Origin of the sequence: Idiomarina abyssalis, from assembly GCF_900116625.1 — a bacterium.
Classification (GTDB): domain Bacteria; phylum Pseudomonadota; class Gammaproteobacteria; order Enterobacterales; family Alteromonadaceae; genus Idiomarina; species Idiomarina abyssalis.
This window is the reverse complement of record NZ_FPBE01000005.1, coordinates 120645-136416: the sequence shown is the minus strand read 5'-3', so window position 1 is coordinate 136416 and position 15772 is coordinate 120645. Positions and strand designations below refer to the sequence as shown.

13 protein-coding genes are annotated in these 15772 nt (G+C 47.1%); 7 read left to right on the top strand and 6 right to left on the bottom strand.

What is annotated here, in order from left to right:
* Positions 1–15 precede the first annotated feature (15 nt).
* Complete coding sequence (locus BM359_RS10140; protein WP_054490060.1) at positions 16–510, top strand: DUF4199 domain-containing protein; 495 nt, start codon at positions 16–18, stop codon at positions 508–510.
* On the opposite strand, the gene BM359_RS10135 is transcribed toward BM359_RS10140, so the two are convergent.
* From BM359_RS10135 to BM359_RS10125, 3 genes are read right to left on the bottom strand one after another with little or no spacing between them, the layout of a single operon-like run.
* Positions 507–1715, bottom strand: coding sequence for an alkaline phosphatase family protein (locus BM359_RS10135; RefSeq protein ID WP_054490062.1), 1209 nt, complete (start codon positions 1713–1715; stop codon positions 507–509). The two genes, BM359_RS10140 and BM359_RS10135, sit on opposite strands and share 4 nt — an antisense overlap.
* 21 nt (positions 1716–1736) lie before the next feature.
* Positions 1737–2075, bottom strand: a complete 339-nt coding sequence (locus BM359_RS10130) for a zinc ribbon domain-containing protein YjdM (protein ID WP_054490064.1) — start codon at positions 2073–2075, stop codon at positions 1737–1739.
* A gap of 60 nt (positions 2076–2135) precedes the next feature.
* Positions 2136–3500, bottom strand: a complete 1365-nt coding sequence (locus tag BM359_RS10125) for an SLC13 family permease (RefSeq protein WP_054490066.1) — start codon at positions 3498–3500, stop codon at positions 2136–2138.
* Between the two features lie 88 nt (positions 3501–3588).
* Between BM359_RS10125 and BM359_RS10120 the strand changes: the two genes are divergently transcribed.
* On the top strand, positions 3589–4812 hold the full coding sequence (locus tag BM359_RS10120; RefSeq protein WP_054490068.1) for an APC family permease: 1224 nt from the start codon (positions 3589–3591) through the stop codon (positions 4810–4812).
* 9 nt (positions 4813–4821) lie between these two features.
* On the top strand, positions 4822–5769 hold the full coding sequence (locus tag BM359_RS10115) for an ATP-grasp domain-containing protein (protein WP_054490070.1): 948 nt from the start codon (positions 4822–4824) through the stop codon (positions 5767–5769).
* 59 nt (positions 5770–5828) lie between these two features.
* On the opposite strand, the gene BM359_RS10110 is transcribed toward BM359_RS10115, so the two are convergent.
* Positions 5829–7961 (bottom strand): TonB-dependent receptor family protein, encoded by a 2133-nt coding sequence (locus BM359_RS10110; RefSeq protein WP_054490073.1) that lies wholly within the window; start codon positions 7959–7961, stop codon positions 5829–5831.
* 185 nt (positions 7962–8146) lie between these two features.
* Between BM359_RS10110 and BM359_RS10105 the strand changes: the two genes are divergently transcribed.
* From BM359_RS10105 to BM359_RS10090, 4 genes are all read left to right on the top strand, one after another.
* The gene (locus BM359_RS10105; protein ID WP_054490074.1) at positions 8147–9910 is read left to right on the top strand and encodes a putative bifunctional diguanylate cyclase/phosphodiesterase; all 1764 of its coding nucleotides are present in this window, start codon (positions 8147–8149) and stop codon (positions 9908–9910) included.
* Between the two features lie 19 nt (positions 9911–9929).
* Positions 9930–10871, top strand: coding sequence for an META domain-containing protein (locus tag BM359_RS10100; RefSeq protein ID WP_054490076.1), 942 nt, complete (start codon positions 9930–9932; stop codon positions 10869–10871).
* A 15-nt stretch (positions 10872–10886) separates the two neighbouring features.
* Positions 10887–11339 (top strand): RrF2 family transcriptional regulator, encoded by a 453-nt coding sequence (locus BM359_RS10095; protein WP_054490078.1) that lies wholly within the window; start codon positions 10887–10889, stop codon positions 11337–11339.
* A gap of 92 nt (positions 11340–11431) precedes the next feature.
* Complete coding sequence (locus tag BM359_RS10090; protein WP_054490080.1) at positions 11432–12706, top strand: metal-dependent hydrolase family protein; 1275 nt, start codon at positions 11432–11434, stop codon at positions 12704–12706.
* A gap of 13 nt (positions 12707–12719) precedes the next feature.
* On the opposite strand, the gene BM359_RS10085 is transcribed toward BM359_RS10090, so the two are convergent.
* Both BM359_RS10085 and BM359_RS10080 read right to left on the bottom strand, forming a co-directional pair.
* Complete coding sequence (locus tag BM359_RS10085; RefSeq protein WP_234972492.1) at positions 12720–13619, bottom strand: MaoC family dehydratase; 900 nt, start codon at positions 13617–13619, stop codon at positions 12720–12722.
* Between the two features lie 102 nt (positions 13620–13721).
* Entirely contained in the window at positions 13722–15764 is a 2043-nt protein-coding gene (locus tag BM359_RS10080; protein WP_054490082.1) for a BCCT family transporter, read from the bottom strand.
* Between the last annotated feature and the right edge of the window lie 8 nt (positions 15765–15772).

The following is a 15772-nucleotide window of genomic DNA, read 5'->3' as shown; positions in this document are numbered from 1 at the left end:
CAAGAGTACTACAAAATGCTTAAACAACGAAAAACAGAAATAAAGTGGGGCATTATCTTCACCATTGCAGGTTTGTTGTGGATGTTAATGGAAAGATTAGTCGGTCTGCATGACAACTATATTGCTTACCACGCAACCTACACCAACTTCTTTGCACTCATTGCTATTGCTATTTACGTACTGGCACTTAGAGAGAAACGTGAAAAAGATTTAAATGGATCGATGACTTGGAAGCAGGGGTTTGTAAGCGGTTTGATAATTGCCGTTGTGGTGGCTATTTTGACGCCAATTAGCCAGTGGATAACCCATGTCATTATTTCGCCTGATTACTTTGAAAATGTGAGCAATTTTTCAGTAACTCAAGGCGAAATGAGTGCAGAACAAGCTGAGGTTTATTTTCAGCTTAGTAGCTATATTGTTCAGTCAATGATTTTTGCTCTGGTGATTGGAGCTATTACGGCGGCAATAGTCGCGGTGTTCATGAAAACACCGCAACCTGATGCTGACTAATGAGTTTCGAGAGTTGGCCGGAGCACTTCCGCCCGGCCATCAATTTCTGTGAGAATCTCTAACCCAAGTAATTCTGCCAGCATTGGGTAAATATGAATGTTTTCAAAACGCTCAATTTTTTGTCCCTTATTAAAAGCGTTGCCGGTGGCAACAAATAGCCCATCCATATCGCGAGTGCCGTAATACCCGTGAGTACCCCCATCAGAGCGTTCTTCAGCTGGTCGGGTAGCAAAGCTGTTTGGTGCGTCGGTTGCAAGCACGATAGCCGGCACACGAGGGCTGTTAACAAAGTGTCGCTGTGCAAGTGCGTTTTCTGTTTCTAGATAAAATGGCTGTTCCGTTGTTTGTTTTAAACGCTGACGGAGCGACTCAATGTCTTGCTCTGACATATTTTCTTTAGCGTAAATCAGCAAACGGGTTTGTGCGTTAACAACGGTAAACAGGTCTGAATCAATGTTCAGCTCATCAACTTCTATCATTTTATCGGCCAATATCGGAGCCATGCCATGATCAGAGACCAACACTAAATTCACGGAAGCATCCACTTCTGTCTGTAATTTCCGCCACAACTCTCCAATGAGCTCGTCTATGTGCTGAACGGCCCCTTTTACTTGTTTCGAGTCTGGTCCGAAACGATGACCCATGGTGTCAACGACGGAAAAGTAGCCGGTAACCAGCCGTGGACGCGCTTTTTCCGGTAGCTTGAGCCAGTCGATGATTTGTTCGATTCGCTGGCGGTTAGGAACCGGGTGACTGTAATGATAAAAATAACTGGGTGTCCGGCCATTTATGCGGGCATCGGATTCAGGCCAGAAGAAAGTGGCTGCTTTTACTCCCTGAAACTCGGCAAGGTTCCACAAAGGCAACGCGGTTATCCAACTGCTGTCTTCTAAGCCGTCGGCCATACTGTACTTTTGCTGGCGCTCGGTATCGTAAAAGTTATTATCGACCAAACCATGCTTGGTCGGATAACGGCCGGTAATAATAGACAGATGATTAGGAAAAGTCTTTGACGGATAAACCGGTATTAACCCCTTGCTGCGCACGCCTTCCTGAGCAAGCTTGGCAATATTTTTCGCGTCGTGCTTTTCAATATAGTCATGACGAAAGCCGTCTATCGAAATAAGCACCAGGGTTTGTTCGTTGTTTTTGCCAAATGTAAATGACGAAAAAAGAACGAGGCAGACAATCAATAGGGTTTTCATAATAAGTTCCGGTATCCGATTTCAGACCTTTTTAACAAATTCAGATTTCAGTTTCATTGCACCAATGCCGTCAATTTTGCAATCAATGTCATGGTCGCCGTCAATGAGACGAATATTTTTAACTTTGGTGCCCACCTTAACCACTGAAGATGACCCTTTAATTTTAAGATCTTTAATAACTGTGACGGTGTCGCCGTCTTCCAGTGGTGTGCCGTTCGAATCGCGAAAGGATGGTGCATCGTCAGCTGCTTCAGGTTCGTTTTCAGACCATTCGTGCCCGCACTCAGGGCAAATGAGTAAAGTACCGTCGTGGTAGGTAAAGCTTGAATTACACTCCGGGCAGGCTGGGAAATCGCTCATATCAAGTCCTTTCTAGGGGATGAAAGCGGGTGATTATAGCCTGTCACCGACTCGGGCGCACTAGACAAAAATTAGTACCACCAGTGTCGTGACAATGGCGAGCAAAATATTAAGCACCACACCCTCTCTGGCCATGGCTTTTATGGTGACCCGATTAGAAGCAAAAACAATGGAGTTTGGTGGTGTGGCTACCGGCATGCAAAACGCGCAACTGCAGGCAATAACCGCAGGTATCATGAGTAACTCAATGGGTAATTCAAGTGCTGTTGCCGTTGCTGCAAGAATGGGCATCAGTAAGGTGGCGGTTGCTGTATTAGAGGTGACTTCTGTTACGAAGGACACGGTCAGCGCTAACACAAAAATAAGTAACCATAACGGCAGCACGCCTAATGCGGTAAGTGACTGGCCAATAATTTCGCCCAAACCACTTTCCATAACGCCACGGGCTAAGCAAATACCGCCGGCAAACAGCAATAAAATGCCCCAGGGAATATCTTTTGCCAGTGGCCAGTTTAATAGCTTCTCGCGTTTAACTTTTCCGGTTGGAATAACGAACATGGCAACTACACCGGCCAGTGCAACGGTCGCGTCATTGAGGCTGCCAATGCCCAGTAAGCCGGTCCAGCCGCCAAAGGGTGCGGTACGTGTTATCCACAAAACGACGACGGTACCGAACACCATGAGCACACGCTTCTCATAGGTTGTCATTTCACTGGTGGTTGGTAACTCAAGTGGCTTTGATAATTTGACGTTGCGGGTTAACCAAAGTGCAATAACAGGTAAACCTAATAAAACCATGGGTAAACCAATGCCCAGCCAGCGGGTGAAACTGAACTCTACGCCGGTAATGTTCTGGTAGATAGACGCAAAAATCAGGTTCGGTGGTGTTCCTACTAAAGTAGCGATACCGCCAAGTGAGCCGGCGTAGGCCAGGCCTAACAGCAGAGCCCGTTGGAAGTTTTCATCGTCGCTGGCATCGGCCAATGCTAACGCGACAGGCAAAAGTGCCAGCACACCTGCCGTGTTCGATATCCACATGGACAGAAAGGCGGTCGCCGCCATAAAGGAAATAACCACTTTGCGGCCATTGTCAGCACCAATGCGTGCAACCAAAGAAAGAGCCATGCGCTTATGAACACCACTGGCTTCAACGGCTTTGGCCAACATAAAGGCGCCCATGAACAAGAGGATAATATTGTCGCCTAAAGCGCCTGCGGCTGTTTGTGTGTCGATAACCCCGAAGGCCGGAAGCAAGACGAAAGGGAGTAATGAGGTGACAGGTAAGGGGATGCACTCGGTTACCCACCACCAGGCTACCCAGACCACAGTGCTTAAAGTAAGCGCGGCAGGTAATGGCATGTTCGCCAATTGCGTCGTGAGCAATACGATAAGTGCTGTAATCGGGCCCAGTGCTAAATGTTTCATTAATAGGTTGTCACATCCATTTCATCTTTTACCCTGTAAGATAATAGAGAAGTGACTGAATCAGCAACGAAAGATTAAAGGGGATAGCATGAATCAGCAGTTGGTTCGCTCTACCTCGCTCGCGGGTGCCATTGTTTTGGGGCTTGGTTCCATTTTAGGTACCGGTGCGTTCGTGAGTGTGGGTATTGGTGCGGATATTGCCGGTGGTGCCGTTTTATGGGCAATTCTCATTGCGGCGGTGACGGCCTTATGTAATGGCTTGTCTTCCGCGCAGCTGGCTTCTGCTCATTCCGTCAGTGGAGGCACCTACGAGTATGGCTATCGGTTTCTGACTCCGGCTTATGGTGTAACGGCGGGTAGTTTGTTCGTGGTAGCAAAAAGTGCTTCAGCGGCAACCGCTGCGCTGGCGGTAGGCTGGTATGTGACCAATGCCACGGCAATACCGGACTATTTAGCGCAGTGGATAGCGGCTGCGGTATTGGTGCTGTTTACGTTATTAGTACTGGGGGGCGTTAAGCGCACAAATTGGGTTAACGCCGCCATTGTCACACTGAGCATAATTGCTCTGCTGGCCTTTATTGTTACAGGCCATCAGCAAACGGCTGTAATGCTAGAGCGGCCGTCTGTTAAGTGGTGGCAGGTACTACAAGCTTCAGCTTTACTCTTTGTTGCCTACACCGGCTACGGACGTATTGCCACCATGGGGGAAGAAGTGCAAAACCCACGTCGGGTTATTCCTCTGGCCGTTGTTTTAACTCTGGCGGTTGTGACGCTTCTGTATCTGGGAGTGGGGAATGCTCTGCTGCGTTTTCCCAGTATAGCGAACTTTCAGGCGGAGCATTTCTCTCTGGCAAGTTTGCTGCCGAGCGGACCTGTACAATGGTTAGTGACCGTTGGTGCAGTGGTTGCTATGGGCGGAGTTATTCTGAACTTAATTTTAGGGGTATCGCGGGTGATTCTGGCTATGGGCCGCCGCGCCGATTTACCCATGCGCTTTGCCAATTTAAATGACCAACAGACATCGGCACCACCGGCAACCTGGCTAACTTGTATTGTCATGCTGGTGTTGGTCGCAATTGGTGATATAAAGACCGCATGGTCGTTCAGTGCCTTCACGGTTTTAGTGTATTATGGCATTACGAATTTGGCCGCATTGAAAGTCACAAAGAGTGATCGTTTTGTGCCAAAGTGGGTATCCATAATAGGTTTGGCCAGCTGTCTTGGACTGGCTGTTTTTGTGCCGTGGCAGGTGCTGTTGTCGGGCATCATTTTTATTGTCGTAGTTCTGCTGATACATCAGCTGAGACGCTAAGAGGTATACATGCGAGATATTGTTATTCTGCACGAAAATGAAGAGTGGCTGGTGCCGCTAAGAGCAGAGTTTGAAAAGCGCGGCGTAGAAGCCAAAGAATGGTTCCTGGATACGGGAGTGATACCTTTTTCCGAGCTTCCGGAAGATGCGGTTTACTATAACCGTATGAGTGCCTCCTCGCACACAAGGGGCCATCGGTTTGCACCGGAGCTGACTCGCATGGCATTAACCTGGCTGGAAAACAGTAACCGAACCGTGGTTAATGGCTCCCGGGTGCTGGCACTGGAAGTGTGTAAGCTGTCGCAATATGCGGCGTTACAAAAAGCAGGCCTTAACGTACCTAAAACGCAGGCAGTGGTCGGAAAAGATCTGCTGACAGAAGCGGCTGAAAAGTTTGCCGAGTGGCCGCTGATTTTAAAGCCTAATCGCGGGGGTAAAGGTTTAGGCGTTATTAAGTTTGACGATGTCGCTGGCTTAAAGAGCTATATCGACAGCGATGATTATGAAGAGCCGTTAGATGGCATCTGGCTGTTACAGGAATACATTAAACCAAAGCAACCACATATCACTCGCAGCGAATTTGTCGGGCAGAAATTTATTTACGCGGTTAACGTGAACACTGAGCAAGGCTTTGAGCTATGCCCGGCCGATGTGTGCAGTGTGGATGATGCGTTTTGCCCAACCAATGAAGCACCTGCTGAGAACAATCAACCCAATAAATTCACTATTACACAGCGCTTTAATGACCATGAAATTATTTTTGCGCTGGAAGCATTCTTGAAGGCCAATGATATTGATGTGGCCGGCATTGAGTTTATTGAAGACGCAAAAGGCGAACTGTACGTTTACGATGTGAATACCAATACCAACTATAATCAAAGTGCCGAGCGTGTAGCCGGTGTTAAGAAAACGGGCATGGGTGCGTTAGCGGATTACCTGATCAGCTTAGCCCAATAAGCCAAAAAAAATGGCCCCATAAGAATGGGGCCATAACAAATCCAGGGAGGGATTGGTTTTTAGAAAGTGTATTCCACACCTAAAGAAGCTGTTTGAGGTTTGTTAGGACGCGCACCATGTGGTGAGCGAGCAACAATTTTCTGCTGATCGAACAGGTTCTCAACTTTGAAATAAACCGCCATGTTGTTGTCGACTTCATAACGGCTGACAAAGTCGGTCACAAACAGTGATTCGGTTTTGTTGAAACGGCTGTTGTCGCGGTTACAGCCAACAGAGACGCACATTTCGTCAATGTATTTACCGACCACATAGTTTACCCAGCCTTTGTTGTTATCTAGCGCAACGCGAACACTGAAGGTATTCTGCGGAATGTCATTCAGTTCATCGCCGTCCATTAAACCTGTCACCGCGTTGTCCTGACTGATTTCACCTTTGGTGTAGGTGTAAGCCAAATCAACTGGCATAAGGAACTGACCCAATTCAAAGGTATTGCTTGCCTGTAATTCCAGACCGGCTACCGTTGATTCACCCAGCACATAAGAGCCTGATTCAGAGCCATTGTCACAAGGGTTAGCAATTGAACACTGCTGTGTGGTGTCGCTAAAGTCGCTGTAGAAACCAATGGCTTCTGCAAAGAAGGAACCTTGATTAAAACGAACACCGGCTTCGTAGTTGTTACTGGTTTCTGGTTCCTGGAAGTCCTTCGCACCACCGCCTAAAGGCGAAAAGCCTTTATGAGCGCCTGCCAGTACCTGCCAGTTATCATTCACGTCATAAGTGAAGGATACGCCCGGTAACCATTCGTCGCTGTCGTTTGAACGTGTGCTGTCCAGTTGCTCGCGAGCCGTGTCAGCAAACTGGTAACGATAAGACTCAACGTCTTCATAACGCAGTGCAAAGTGGACGTTAAGGTCTTCGGTTGCCTGCCACTGGTCTGTCAGCCAGAAGCTGACTGCATCAGCGCCTTCCAGACGGTTGTTGCCGCCAGTAGGCATAACTTCGGCTTGGTATACAAGGCTGCCGTTAACCTGATCATAAATTTCAACCGGCTGGAAACGGTCCATTTCGTCGCTGTGGTCACGAACACCCACTTCAAGGTTATGAGTCCCTAAAGCAAACTGAGCATTAGCTTCAATGCCTTTAGATTCATAAGCTCGGTTGTTGTTTTTGTAGTTCAGACCGGCTTCATCCTGAGTGCCTTGCAAAATAGCTAATGCATCGGCGTCACCGCTGTTAGCCGCACTGACGTATGCATTACCGCCATCCAGTTTGAACCAGTTGCGAGCATAGTCGTTGTAGTAGCTTAAAATATTAAAAGTCAGATTATCCGTCGCTTCAAACGCATAGTTTAAGCTGTAGCCTTTGTGGGAGTTATCCATCTGATCAATTTCAGAAAGGCCATAACGGCGGTTTTCATCCTGAGCGAAATCGGCATCGGTCAAACCGAGATAAGTTTCGTTCGAGACTTCTTCTGAATATTGAACTTTGGCCAACAGGCTCTGGCGCTCGCCAGTCCACTGAAGTTTTGCAACATAGTCTTCAATATCAAAACCGGCGTCGCGGCTGCTGCGGTCAATTTCTTTGAAGCCGTCGCTGCTGCGTTGAACGGTTTCTAATAAAAAGCCCCATTGACCTTCAGTGCCACCAACATGAGCATGAATATCACGGCTGCTGTTTTCGCCAAACTGAGTCAGAACTTGTCCGCCAAAGTCTTCAGGAATAGGTGTTGTTACCAGGTTTAAAACGCCGCCGGTTGTCTGTGGGCCGTAACGCAGTAAAGGAGCACCTTTTAATACTTCAACGGATGACATACGGAAGGTAGTCGGGAAGTAGTAGGCCGCTGGGTTTGAATAAGGCGCCGGAGCCATCATAACGCCGTCTTCCAGCAAAGTGACCTTACTGACACGACCAGCTGTTGCGGCACGGATGCCAATGTTAGGACGCAGGCCCTGGCCGTCTTCTTCACGGACATAAATGCCCGGAATGGTTTTCATCAGTTGGTTGATGTCGCTCGGAACTTCAATGCGCATCTGCTCTTCGTCAATAACGGCGCTTGAGCCGGCAACATTGCGGGCTTCTGTTTTACTGCCAATAATTTTAATTTGCTCGATATCTGTATCGACAGCGGTATTTGCTAAAGCCGGAGCTGCCAGAGCTGTGAGTATGGTGCTAGCTAAGATCGTTTTTTTCATAACGGACTCGATTGACCTTTTTTGAAAAGTAATTTCAGTTTCAATGAATTAAGCGGCGAGAATGATAATTAAAATAAGAATGATTCGCAATAATAGTTTTAGTGTTTTTTTGATCCAACTCATCGGTTTTTAGAAAAGTTACGTAAGGAATTAGTTAATAGAATCGAAAGATAGAAGGATATGCTTTGTCAGCGAAGGATATTGCTAATGCCAGAGTACTGATTGTTGATGATAATCACACCAACATTGAGCTTCTCATCGCATTATTAGAAGAAGCTGGGTACCAGTATATTGAAGGAATACAAACTCCCAGGCTCATTGATGAAAAAATGGCCTCATTTAAACCGGATCTTATTCTGTTAGATTACAGAATGCCGGAGTTGAATGGTGCTGAAGTACTTAAACATATGAAACAAACTTATGGCGATGATGCTCCGCCAATGGTTATGTTGACAGCTCAGGGCGATAAAGAAACGCGGCTCCGGTCACTTGAATTGGGTGCTACCGACTTTTTAACTAAGCCCTTTGATAACGAAGAAATTTTACAGCGACTGCGTAACATTTTGCAGGTCCATTATCGTTCGCAGGCGAGACGAGATGCGTCGTTATTTTACGAAGCCATTGCAAGTAAACGCTCGGCGGAGCTTGAAGAGCTCGTTCTTGAGGACATGCTAACCGGGTTACCTAACCGACGGGCAATTCTGCAGGAAGTTAATGCAATGGTGCGCTCCGATAAAGGCTGTAGCGTTGTTTTTCTGGTTATTGATGAACTTGAAGAAGTTGCTCAGTTGCATGGTTACCCTTTGGCCGAAGCTTTTACGCGTGAACTGGCGCTGTTATTACAAAGTAAAGCACCAGCCCGCAGCTTCATTGGTAGCTGGGGGCAACAGGAATATGTTGTCGTGTTTGAAGCGCAGTTAGATGCCGAACTCATGCGTAAAGGGCATAGACTGGTTGATGTTGCCAGCGGCGATCACGATTACGAAACCTTACTTATCACTATCGCTGCCCGGGCCGGAATAAGCTCTACTCTGGACAATAATATAGAGCCGGATGAACTGATACGTCAGGCTTCCCTGGCTTTACCAAAGAAAGGAACACCACCTGTCGGGCTATTTTCTGACGAGCTGCATCGTGATTTGGCTGATCGTATTAGTTTACGAAACGACTTGAGAGCAGCCTTAGAAGCCGATGATCTTCAGTTGTTTTTCCAGCCTAAGTACGACTTAGTTACCGGTAAGATAACCAGCGCAGAGGCATTACTTCGTTGGCAACACATAGAAAAGGGGTTCATATCGCCCGCGCTGTTTATCCCATTGGCGGAGCAAACCGGTGATATCAGAGCGATAGGAGACTGGGTTGCTGAACATGCGATAAAACAGCTGGCGAAATGGCGTCAACAGAACATTGTTGATGGCAGTTTTGTGTTGGCAATAAATGTGTCCCCTCAACAGATGGTAACCGGAACTTTTGCTTCGGATCTTCTGGAGTGTTGCCAACGTCACAAGGTCGAGCCCAAACAGGTACAGGTGGAAATCACGGAATCTGCGGTCATGCAGAACCTGAAGAAAGTCCAGCATGAACTGGAAGTACTGACGCGAGCGGGAGTTACCGTAGCGATGGATGATTTTGGTACGGGCTATTCATCATTGTCTTATTTGCGGAATTTACCAATTAGCGTGATTAAAATTGACCGTAGTTTTGTCATGAACTTAGTGAGCAATTCATCGGACCAACAGCTGGTAGGTACTATCGTGTTAATGGCTCACAATTTTAAATGCTCAATTGTTGCAGAAGGCATTGAAACAGTTGAGCAAGCTAAGCTTTTAGTGCAAATGGCATGTAACGAAGGTCAGGGCTTTTTATTTTCCAGGCCTATTACTCAAAATGAGTTTGAGGAGTTAGTGCAATCACCAGCACATACTATAGAATCTTATCTTAACAATTAAAAATAACAGGATGGCAAGTATGCCCGGTATCACCGTAAAAGGAAGTCTCTCTCTTTTCGCTGCAACACTGCTGTCAGGCTGTGCGCTTGTATCGCCAGCAGAGAAGGCACCCGTTGCTTACCAATGTGGTGCGAGTGAATTGAGTGTATTGCAGCAAGAGCAAGGTTTGCTGTTAAGTTATGGAGCTGAGCAAGAACTGCTGACACAAGCGGTGAGCGGTTCAGGAGCCCGTTATTCAAATGATAACGAACCTGTCACTGAGTTCTGGAGTAAGGGTAACGAAGCAGATATTACCTGGCGTGGCCAGGACATGCCGCTGTGTGTGGAACAGGGGGCCTTGCCCAAACACTTTACTGCTAAAGGTAATGAACCCTTCTGGCAAGTGGCAGTAAACCCTCAGCATATGGCCTTAACAACCCCGGAAAGCGAAGCCATTATCGATTTAAAACCTGCGCAAGTGGTATCAACCCAGCCTTACGAATGGCGTATAGAGTCGACCACAGATAAACACCTGATTGTTATTGACCGGTTATGTCGCGATTCAATGAGTGGCCGTTTATATCCTTATCAGGTGGACTTACAGGAGTCTGACCGGATGTATTCTGGATGTGGCGGAGACAGCGAATGGTTGCTTCAGGGCGTCAGCTGGGAATTATCAGAGTTTGAGGGGCATGCAATTCAGTCCAAACCTGCCACCATCCAGTTTTTAGAGGACAATCAACTGGCGGGCTTTAATGGGTGCAATCGCTACTTTGGACATTACAACATGGGTGGCGAGCTTGCGCAGATCCGCTTAACAGGCAGCACGAAAATGGCCTGTAGTGATACAGCCAACGCTTTGTCGCGTGAGTTTAGCGATGTACTCGAGCGTGTTTATCAAGTGAATATTGATGATAAGGAGCGCCTGATATTGAGCACTCGTGGCGGTCGTCAACTGGTCTTTAAACAAGAACCCCGATAAAGGTAATACGCACGCATGCAATTAAAAAAGTATACAGACTACGGCTTGCGAGTGCTGATGTATCTGGCAGCGAAAGAAGACAATGAAAGAGTCACCATCGATGAGTTAAGTGGCATATTTAACGTGCCAAGAAATCATTTAAATAAGGTGGTTCATCAGCTTGGGAAAGAGGGGCTGATAGAAACTCGCCGTGGCAAAAACGGAGGCTTTTTACTGGCGGTTGACCCTGCCGATGTACGTCTTGATCAAGTGATTAGGCGACTGGAAGGCGATGAATACTGGATAGACTGCCATAAGCCCGAGTGCGCTATATTTCCTGTCTGTGAGTTGAAAAGCTTAATCAACCAAGGCAAAGAAACCTTCTATAACTTCCTGTCGAATTACACCTTAGCTTCGTTGTTGAAACATGAGTCTGAAATTAGAGAGCTCTGGGGAACCCCAATTCAGGTAACTGTCGATAAAGATTAACCTTTGGTCGCAATAGTGATCGCTGGCGTTGCAATTCGTAACGGTTCGGAGTATCACAGACCATAAAGAGTAAAATAAAATCAGGGGGAAGTATGTTGAAGAAAATAGCTATAGGTTTAACGGTAGCGTTAGCAGGACACACCGCTCAGGCTGGTGAATGGCTGCATTGCGGAAATGTGTTTGACAGTGAAAGCGGTCGTCTTGCCGGTGAGCGCTATATTGAAGTCACTGACAACAAAATTACTGCCGTTAAAGTGAACGCCCCCGGAGGTGATGCTTCGGTTACGGATTTAAGCGCACATACCTGTCTGCCTGGCTTGATTGATTTACACGTTCACCTTGACGGTCAGTCCGGGCCTGACTCTTATATAAAACAGTTTACTGAGAACCCTGCTGATCTTGCTTTGAAAGCTCAACACTATGGCATGAAAACCTTGGAAGCTGGCTTCACAACGGTAAGAAACCCGGGGGACTCCGACAACGTCACTATTGCTTTACGTAATGCGGTAAATGCTGGTGTGGTTGACGGGCCAAGAATTTATTCCGCAGGGAAATCTTTGGCAACGACCGGTGGACATGCCGACCCGACAAACGGCTGGAAAGAAGAACTGATGGGGCGTCCGACGCCTAAAGATGGTGTTATTAATAGTGCCGCAGATGCTCGCGAAGCAGTACGTCAGCACTACAAAGACGGTGCCGACTTTATCAAAATTACCGCAACCGGCGGTGTTTTGAGTATGGCCAGCAGCGGCGACAACCCTCAGTTTACTGACGAAGAGCTAAAAGGTCTGGTTGATATTGCCAATGACTACAACTTTCATGTTGCAGCACATGCCCATGGTAAAGCAGGTATGCTGCGGGCAGTGAAAGCCGGCATTACTTCGGTAGAGCATGGTACTTACATGGATGACGAAGTAATAGCGGCTATGAAAGAGCACGGAACCTATCTGGTGCCCACCATTCTGGCCGGCAAGTTTGTTGCTGAAAAAGCGGAAATTGATGGTTACTTTCCGGACGTTGTCAGACCGAAAGCGCGCGAAATAGGCCCTAAAATTCAGGACACTTTTGCAAAAGCCTATAAAGCGGGGGTTAATTTCGCATTTGGTACCGATAGTGGCGTATCCGCTCACGGTGATAACGCGTTAGAATTCCAATACATGGTAGAAGCAGGTGTCCCCGAAGCTGAAGCGATTCAGTCAGCAACTTCCATAGCTGCCAAGCTGCTTAAAAATGATGATATTGGTCACATTGAAGAAGGTAAACTAGCGGATATCGTGGCTGTAAAAGGAAACCCGTTGGACGATGTTACCTTATTGCAAAATGTCAGTTTTGTGATGAAAGACGGTAAGGTTTATAAACACCAATAAGTCTTTTTAAGGGTCAGTCGAAACGGACTGACCCTTCTAGTTTTAAGGAAACATGATCGCTGCTTCTTACTTCGTATTTGGTTTTATCCTCTTCTTCTGATGCCCAGAGCTGTACCCGAGCCGGTAAAATAACGGGTCGTTTGAACGTAACGTCAATATAAGTAACGGCTTTTTGCTGGCGCTTTTCAAGTTCAGCCTGAGCTCTCGCCATCATGTACATGCCATGGATAATAGGCTTCTCAAACCCAAACCAGCGCGATACCAGAGGGTGCAGATGAATCGGGTTAAAGTCACCGGAAATTCTCGCGTAACGCCTGCCCATACCGCTGCCCAACTGCCAATGGCTGATGTTTTCCCAGCCAGCTTCCGGTTCAAATGGCTTTATCGGTGTTGCTGCTTTTTTCGAGGGAGCCTGGCTTTGGCCACTCATGACCTGATAGACACTGGAACAGGTGGCTACTTTTTCGTTGTTTTGCCAAAACTCCACCACGAACTGCGGACGCAAACGGCGTGGAGAAACATCAGGGCCACGTTTAGGGACTTTGACTTTTGAAATCAGTTGAAAAGGAGCTTGTGCAGAAATAACCTGATGTCGTTCGATTTTATTGCTGACATGAACGAGACCGGGTGCGGGCCAGGGAAAACTGTCATCCAGCATTTGAGAAAGATGTGCTCTTTGGGCTATACAGTAAAGCATAGCTAAAGGGACATCGCTGACAAAACCATTAAACGCTTGATGATAACGACTCAGGTGTTTTTCTGTAGGCGCAGGAATAGAGTAACTTTTGCATAAAGTCTCTGATTCGGCCTCAGACTCGTCACTGCGCTGCAAGGTTAGCAGTGAGCGCAACAGCATGCTTGGCATAGGTGCCAGCTTCTGAGTAGGTGTATCAACACGTTCCATAGTGACCATTAAACTCCATACTGATAATACGGCTATTCTCGCACATGTCTCGTACTATCAACAGTCCGACCACTGAAAGGCCGCTCCGTAGAGCGACCTTTTACACTCCTTTTACTTCTTTGTCTCAAGGTCGTCGTTCAAGTCCTCGTCATGTTTCTCAAGATCCCAGGGTAAGACACCTGGACTATGATGACGAAAATGAAGGTAGTTCTCAAATTGATTGATCACGTCGTTGATAATATCTGTTGTCTCATAACCATAGAGATCGTACGACTGACCACCTTGTCTAAGGAAAACCTCTGCCCGATAGTAAATTTCTCTATTTTTGTCATTAGTTAAGGCAAACTCTGGTAACAGATAGTCTCTTAAACGAATCTCATAAGCAAAATCGAGATCATCTTTTCGTTCAACACTAAGGATAATTCGGTTGTGTTCGTCATCAGCCCTGAATTCAGCAGGCCAGTCCTGGCCTTTCAGTTCGTCACGAACATTTTTAAGACTCTCTGTGGCAGGCCCGCTAATAAAGTCCAGTACCGGCTCCTTCTTCGGGAAATCTACCAGCCCGGCCAGACGTTTTTTCCAATAGTCCGGGCCTTCGTTAACACCACGGCGGTGAGAATGACGGTGACTCTGGAGACTATTGGACTGGTACCCTTCAATGACCAGAGCACGCCACATGCCCACTGCTGATATCAATATAATGACGGCAAAGGGTAAGGCGCTGGTAATAGCCGCCGTTTGCAGAGCTCCCAGACCACCTGCTACAAGCAATACAGCTGCAACAATACCTTCCGTACTGGCCCAGAAAACACGCTGCCATGTAGGCGTTTCCATCATGCCGCCAGAAGATAGGGAATCAATGACCAGTGAACCGGAATCTGACGACGTTACGAAGAAGGTAATAATTAAAAGTACGGTCAGAAAGCTCAATATGCTGGTCATTGGCAGGTTTTCGTAAAGCTTAAACAGTGCGACTGCCTGGTTGTCCTGAACTTCTGAGATTAAGGTTGTATAACCCTCGTTCATTATCATGTTGAGTGCGGTGTCGCCAAACACTGCGAACCAGAAGAAAGTAAATATCGTAGGCACCAGCATGACCCCGAAAACAAACTGGCGAATGGTACGGCCGCGGCTTATTTTAGCAATAAACAACCCAACAAAAGGCGCCCAGGCAATGGTCCAGCCAAATATAAATAAGGTCCAGTTACCAATCCAGTCGCTGCGTTCATAGGCTTGCAGGTTAAAGGTCCGCTCGACAATGCCACTTAAATAAGCCCCGGTGTTTTGCAGGAAGGTTTCCAGGATGTGTATTGTTGGCCCTACCGCGAAAACGAACAGAAGCAAGAAGACAACCAGAGTCATGTTAATCAGTGATAACCGTTTTATCCCTTTGTCCATACCGGCCACCACTGAAGCAATAGCGGCTAGAGTAATGAGTCCAATGGAAATAACCTGAACCATGGTTCCGACGGGAATATCTTCCCATAAATAATTGAGCCCTGCGTTAATTTGAATAACGGACAGCCCCAGAGTCGTTGCAATACCAAACATGGTGCTGAGAATGGCGAAAGTATCTATGGTATGCCCAATGGGTCCATTTATTCTGTCGCCAATAAGCGGGTAAAGGGTTGAGCGCATGGTAAGTGGTAACCCGTGGCGAAAAGAAAAGTAAGCCAACACCAGGCCTACCAGGCCATAAATTGCCCAAATATGGAAACCCCAATGGAAATACGCAATTTGCATGGCCTGCTTGGCAGAACCGACGGTTTCAGCCGCTCCTGCAGGAGGCTCTGCATAATGTAATATGGGTTCGGATACACCGAAAAAGAGCAATGCAATGCCGTAGCCAGCCGAGAACAGCATGGCAAACCATGAGGTAAAGCTGTATTCCGGCTCGCAATGGTCGGGACCTAGTTTAATCTTGCCCCAATTGGAAACAGCCACACCAATAATGAATATAAGAAACAGTGCAACTGCCAGCATATAAAACCAACCGAAATTGTCAGTAATGCCTGCTAATGTCCAGTCGAATAGCTCCCCGGCTTTGTCAGGCGCACTCAAAGTGCCTATAACCAGCAGTGCAATAACGATTACCGCAGGGAGAAATACTGGCACTAAAATCGCAGAATGCCATTTGCTCTTTTCGGCCGACATAAAAGCTC

Excerpts from the sequence above, each read along its gene's own strand:
- BM359_RS10140 (WP_054490060.1), top strand. The coding sequence starts at position 16 with ATGCTTAAACAACGAAAAACAGAAATAAAGTGGGGCATTATCTTCACC.
- BM359_RS10135 (WP_054490062.1), bottom strand. The coding sequence starts at position 1,715 with ATGAAAACCCTATTGATTGTCTGCCTCGTTCTTTTTTCGTCATTTACA.
- BM359_RS10130 (WP_054490064.1), bottom strand. The coding sequence starts at position 2,075 with ATGAGCGATTTCCCAGCCTGCCCGGAGTGTAATTCAAGCTTTACCTAC.
- BM359_RS10125 (WP_054490066.1), bottom strand. The coding sequence starts at position 3,500 with ATGAAACATTTAGCACTGGGCCCGATTACAGCACTTATCGTATTGCTC.
- BM359_RS10120 (WP_054490068.1), top strand. The coding sequence starts at position 3,589 with ATGAATCAGCAGTTGGTTCGCTCTACCTCGCTCGCGGGTGCCATTGTT.
- BM359_RS10115 (WP_054490070.1), top strand. The coding sequence starts at position 4,822 with ATGCGAGATATTGTTATTCTGCACGAAAATGAAGAGTGGCTGGTGCCG.
- BM359_RS10110 (WP_054490073.1), bottom strand. The coding sequence starts at position 7,961 with ATGAAAAAAACGATCTTAGCTAGCACCATACTCACAGCTCTGGCAGCT.
- BM359_RS10100 (WP_054490076.1), top strand. The coding sequence starts at position 9,930 with ATGCCCGGTATCACCGTAAAAGGAAGTCTCTCTCTTTTCGCTGCAACA.
- BM359_RS10095 (WP_054490078.1), top strand. The coding sequence starts at position 10,887 with ATGCAATTAAAAAAGTATACAGACTACGGCTTGCGAGTGCTGATGTAT.
- BM359_RS10090 (WP_054490080.1), top strand. The coding sequence starts at position 11,432 with ATGTTGAAGAAAATAGCTATAGGTTTAACGGTAGCGTTAGCAGGACAC.
- BM359_RS10085 (WP_234972492.1), bottom strand. The coding sequence starts at position 13,619 with ATGGTCACTATGGAACGTGTTGATACACCTACTCAGAAGCTGGCACCT.
- BM359_RS10080 (WP_054490082.1), bottom strand. The coding sequence starts at position 15,764 with ATGTCGGCCGAAAAGAGCAAATGGCATTCTGCGATTTTAGTGCCAGTA.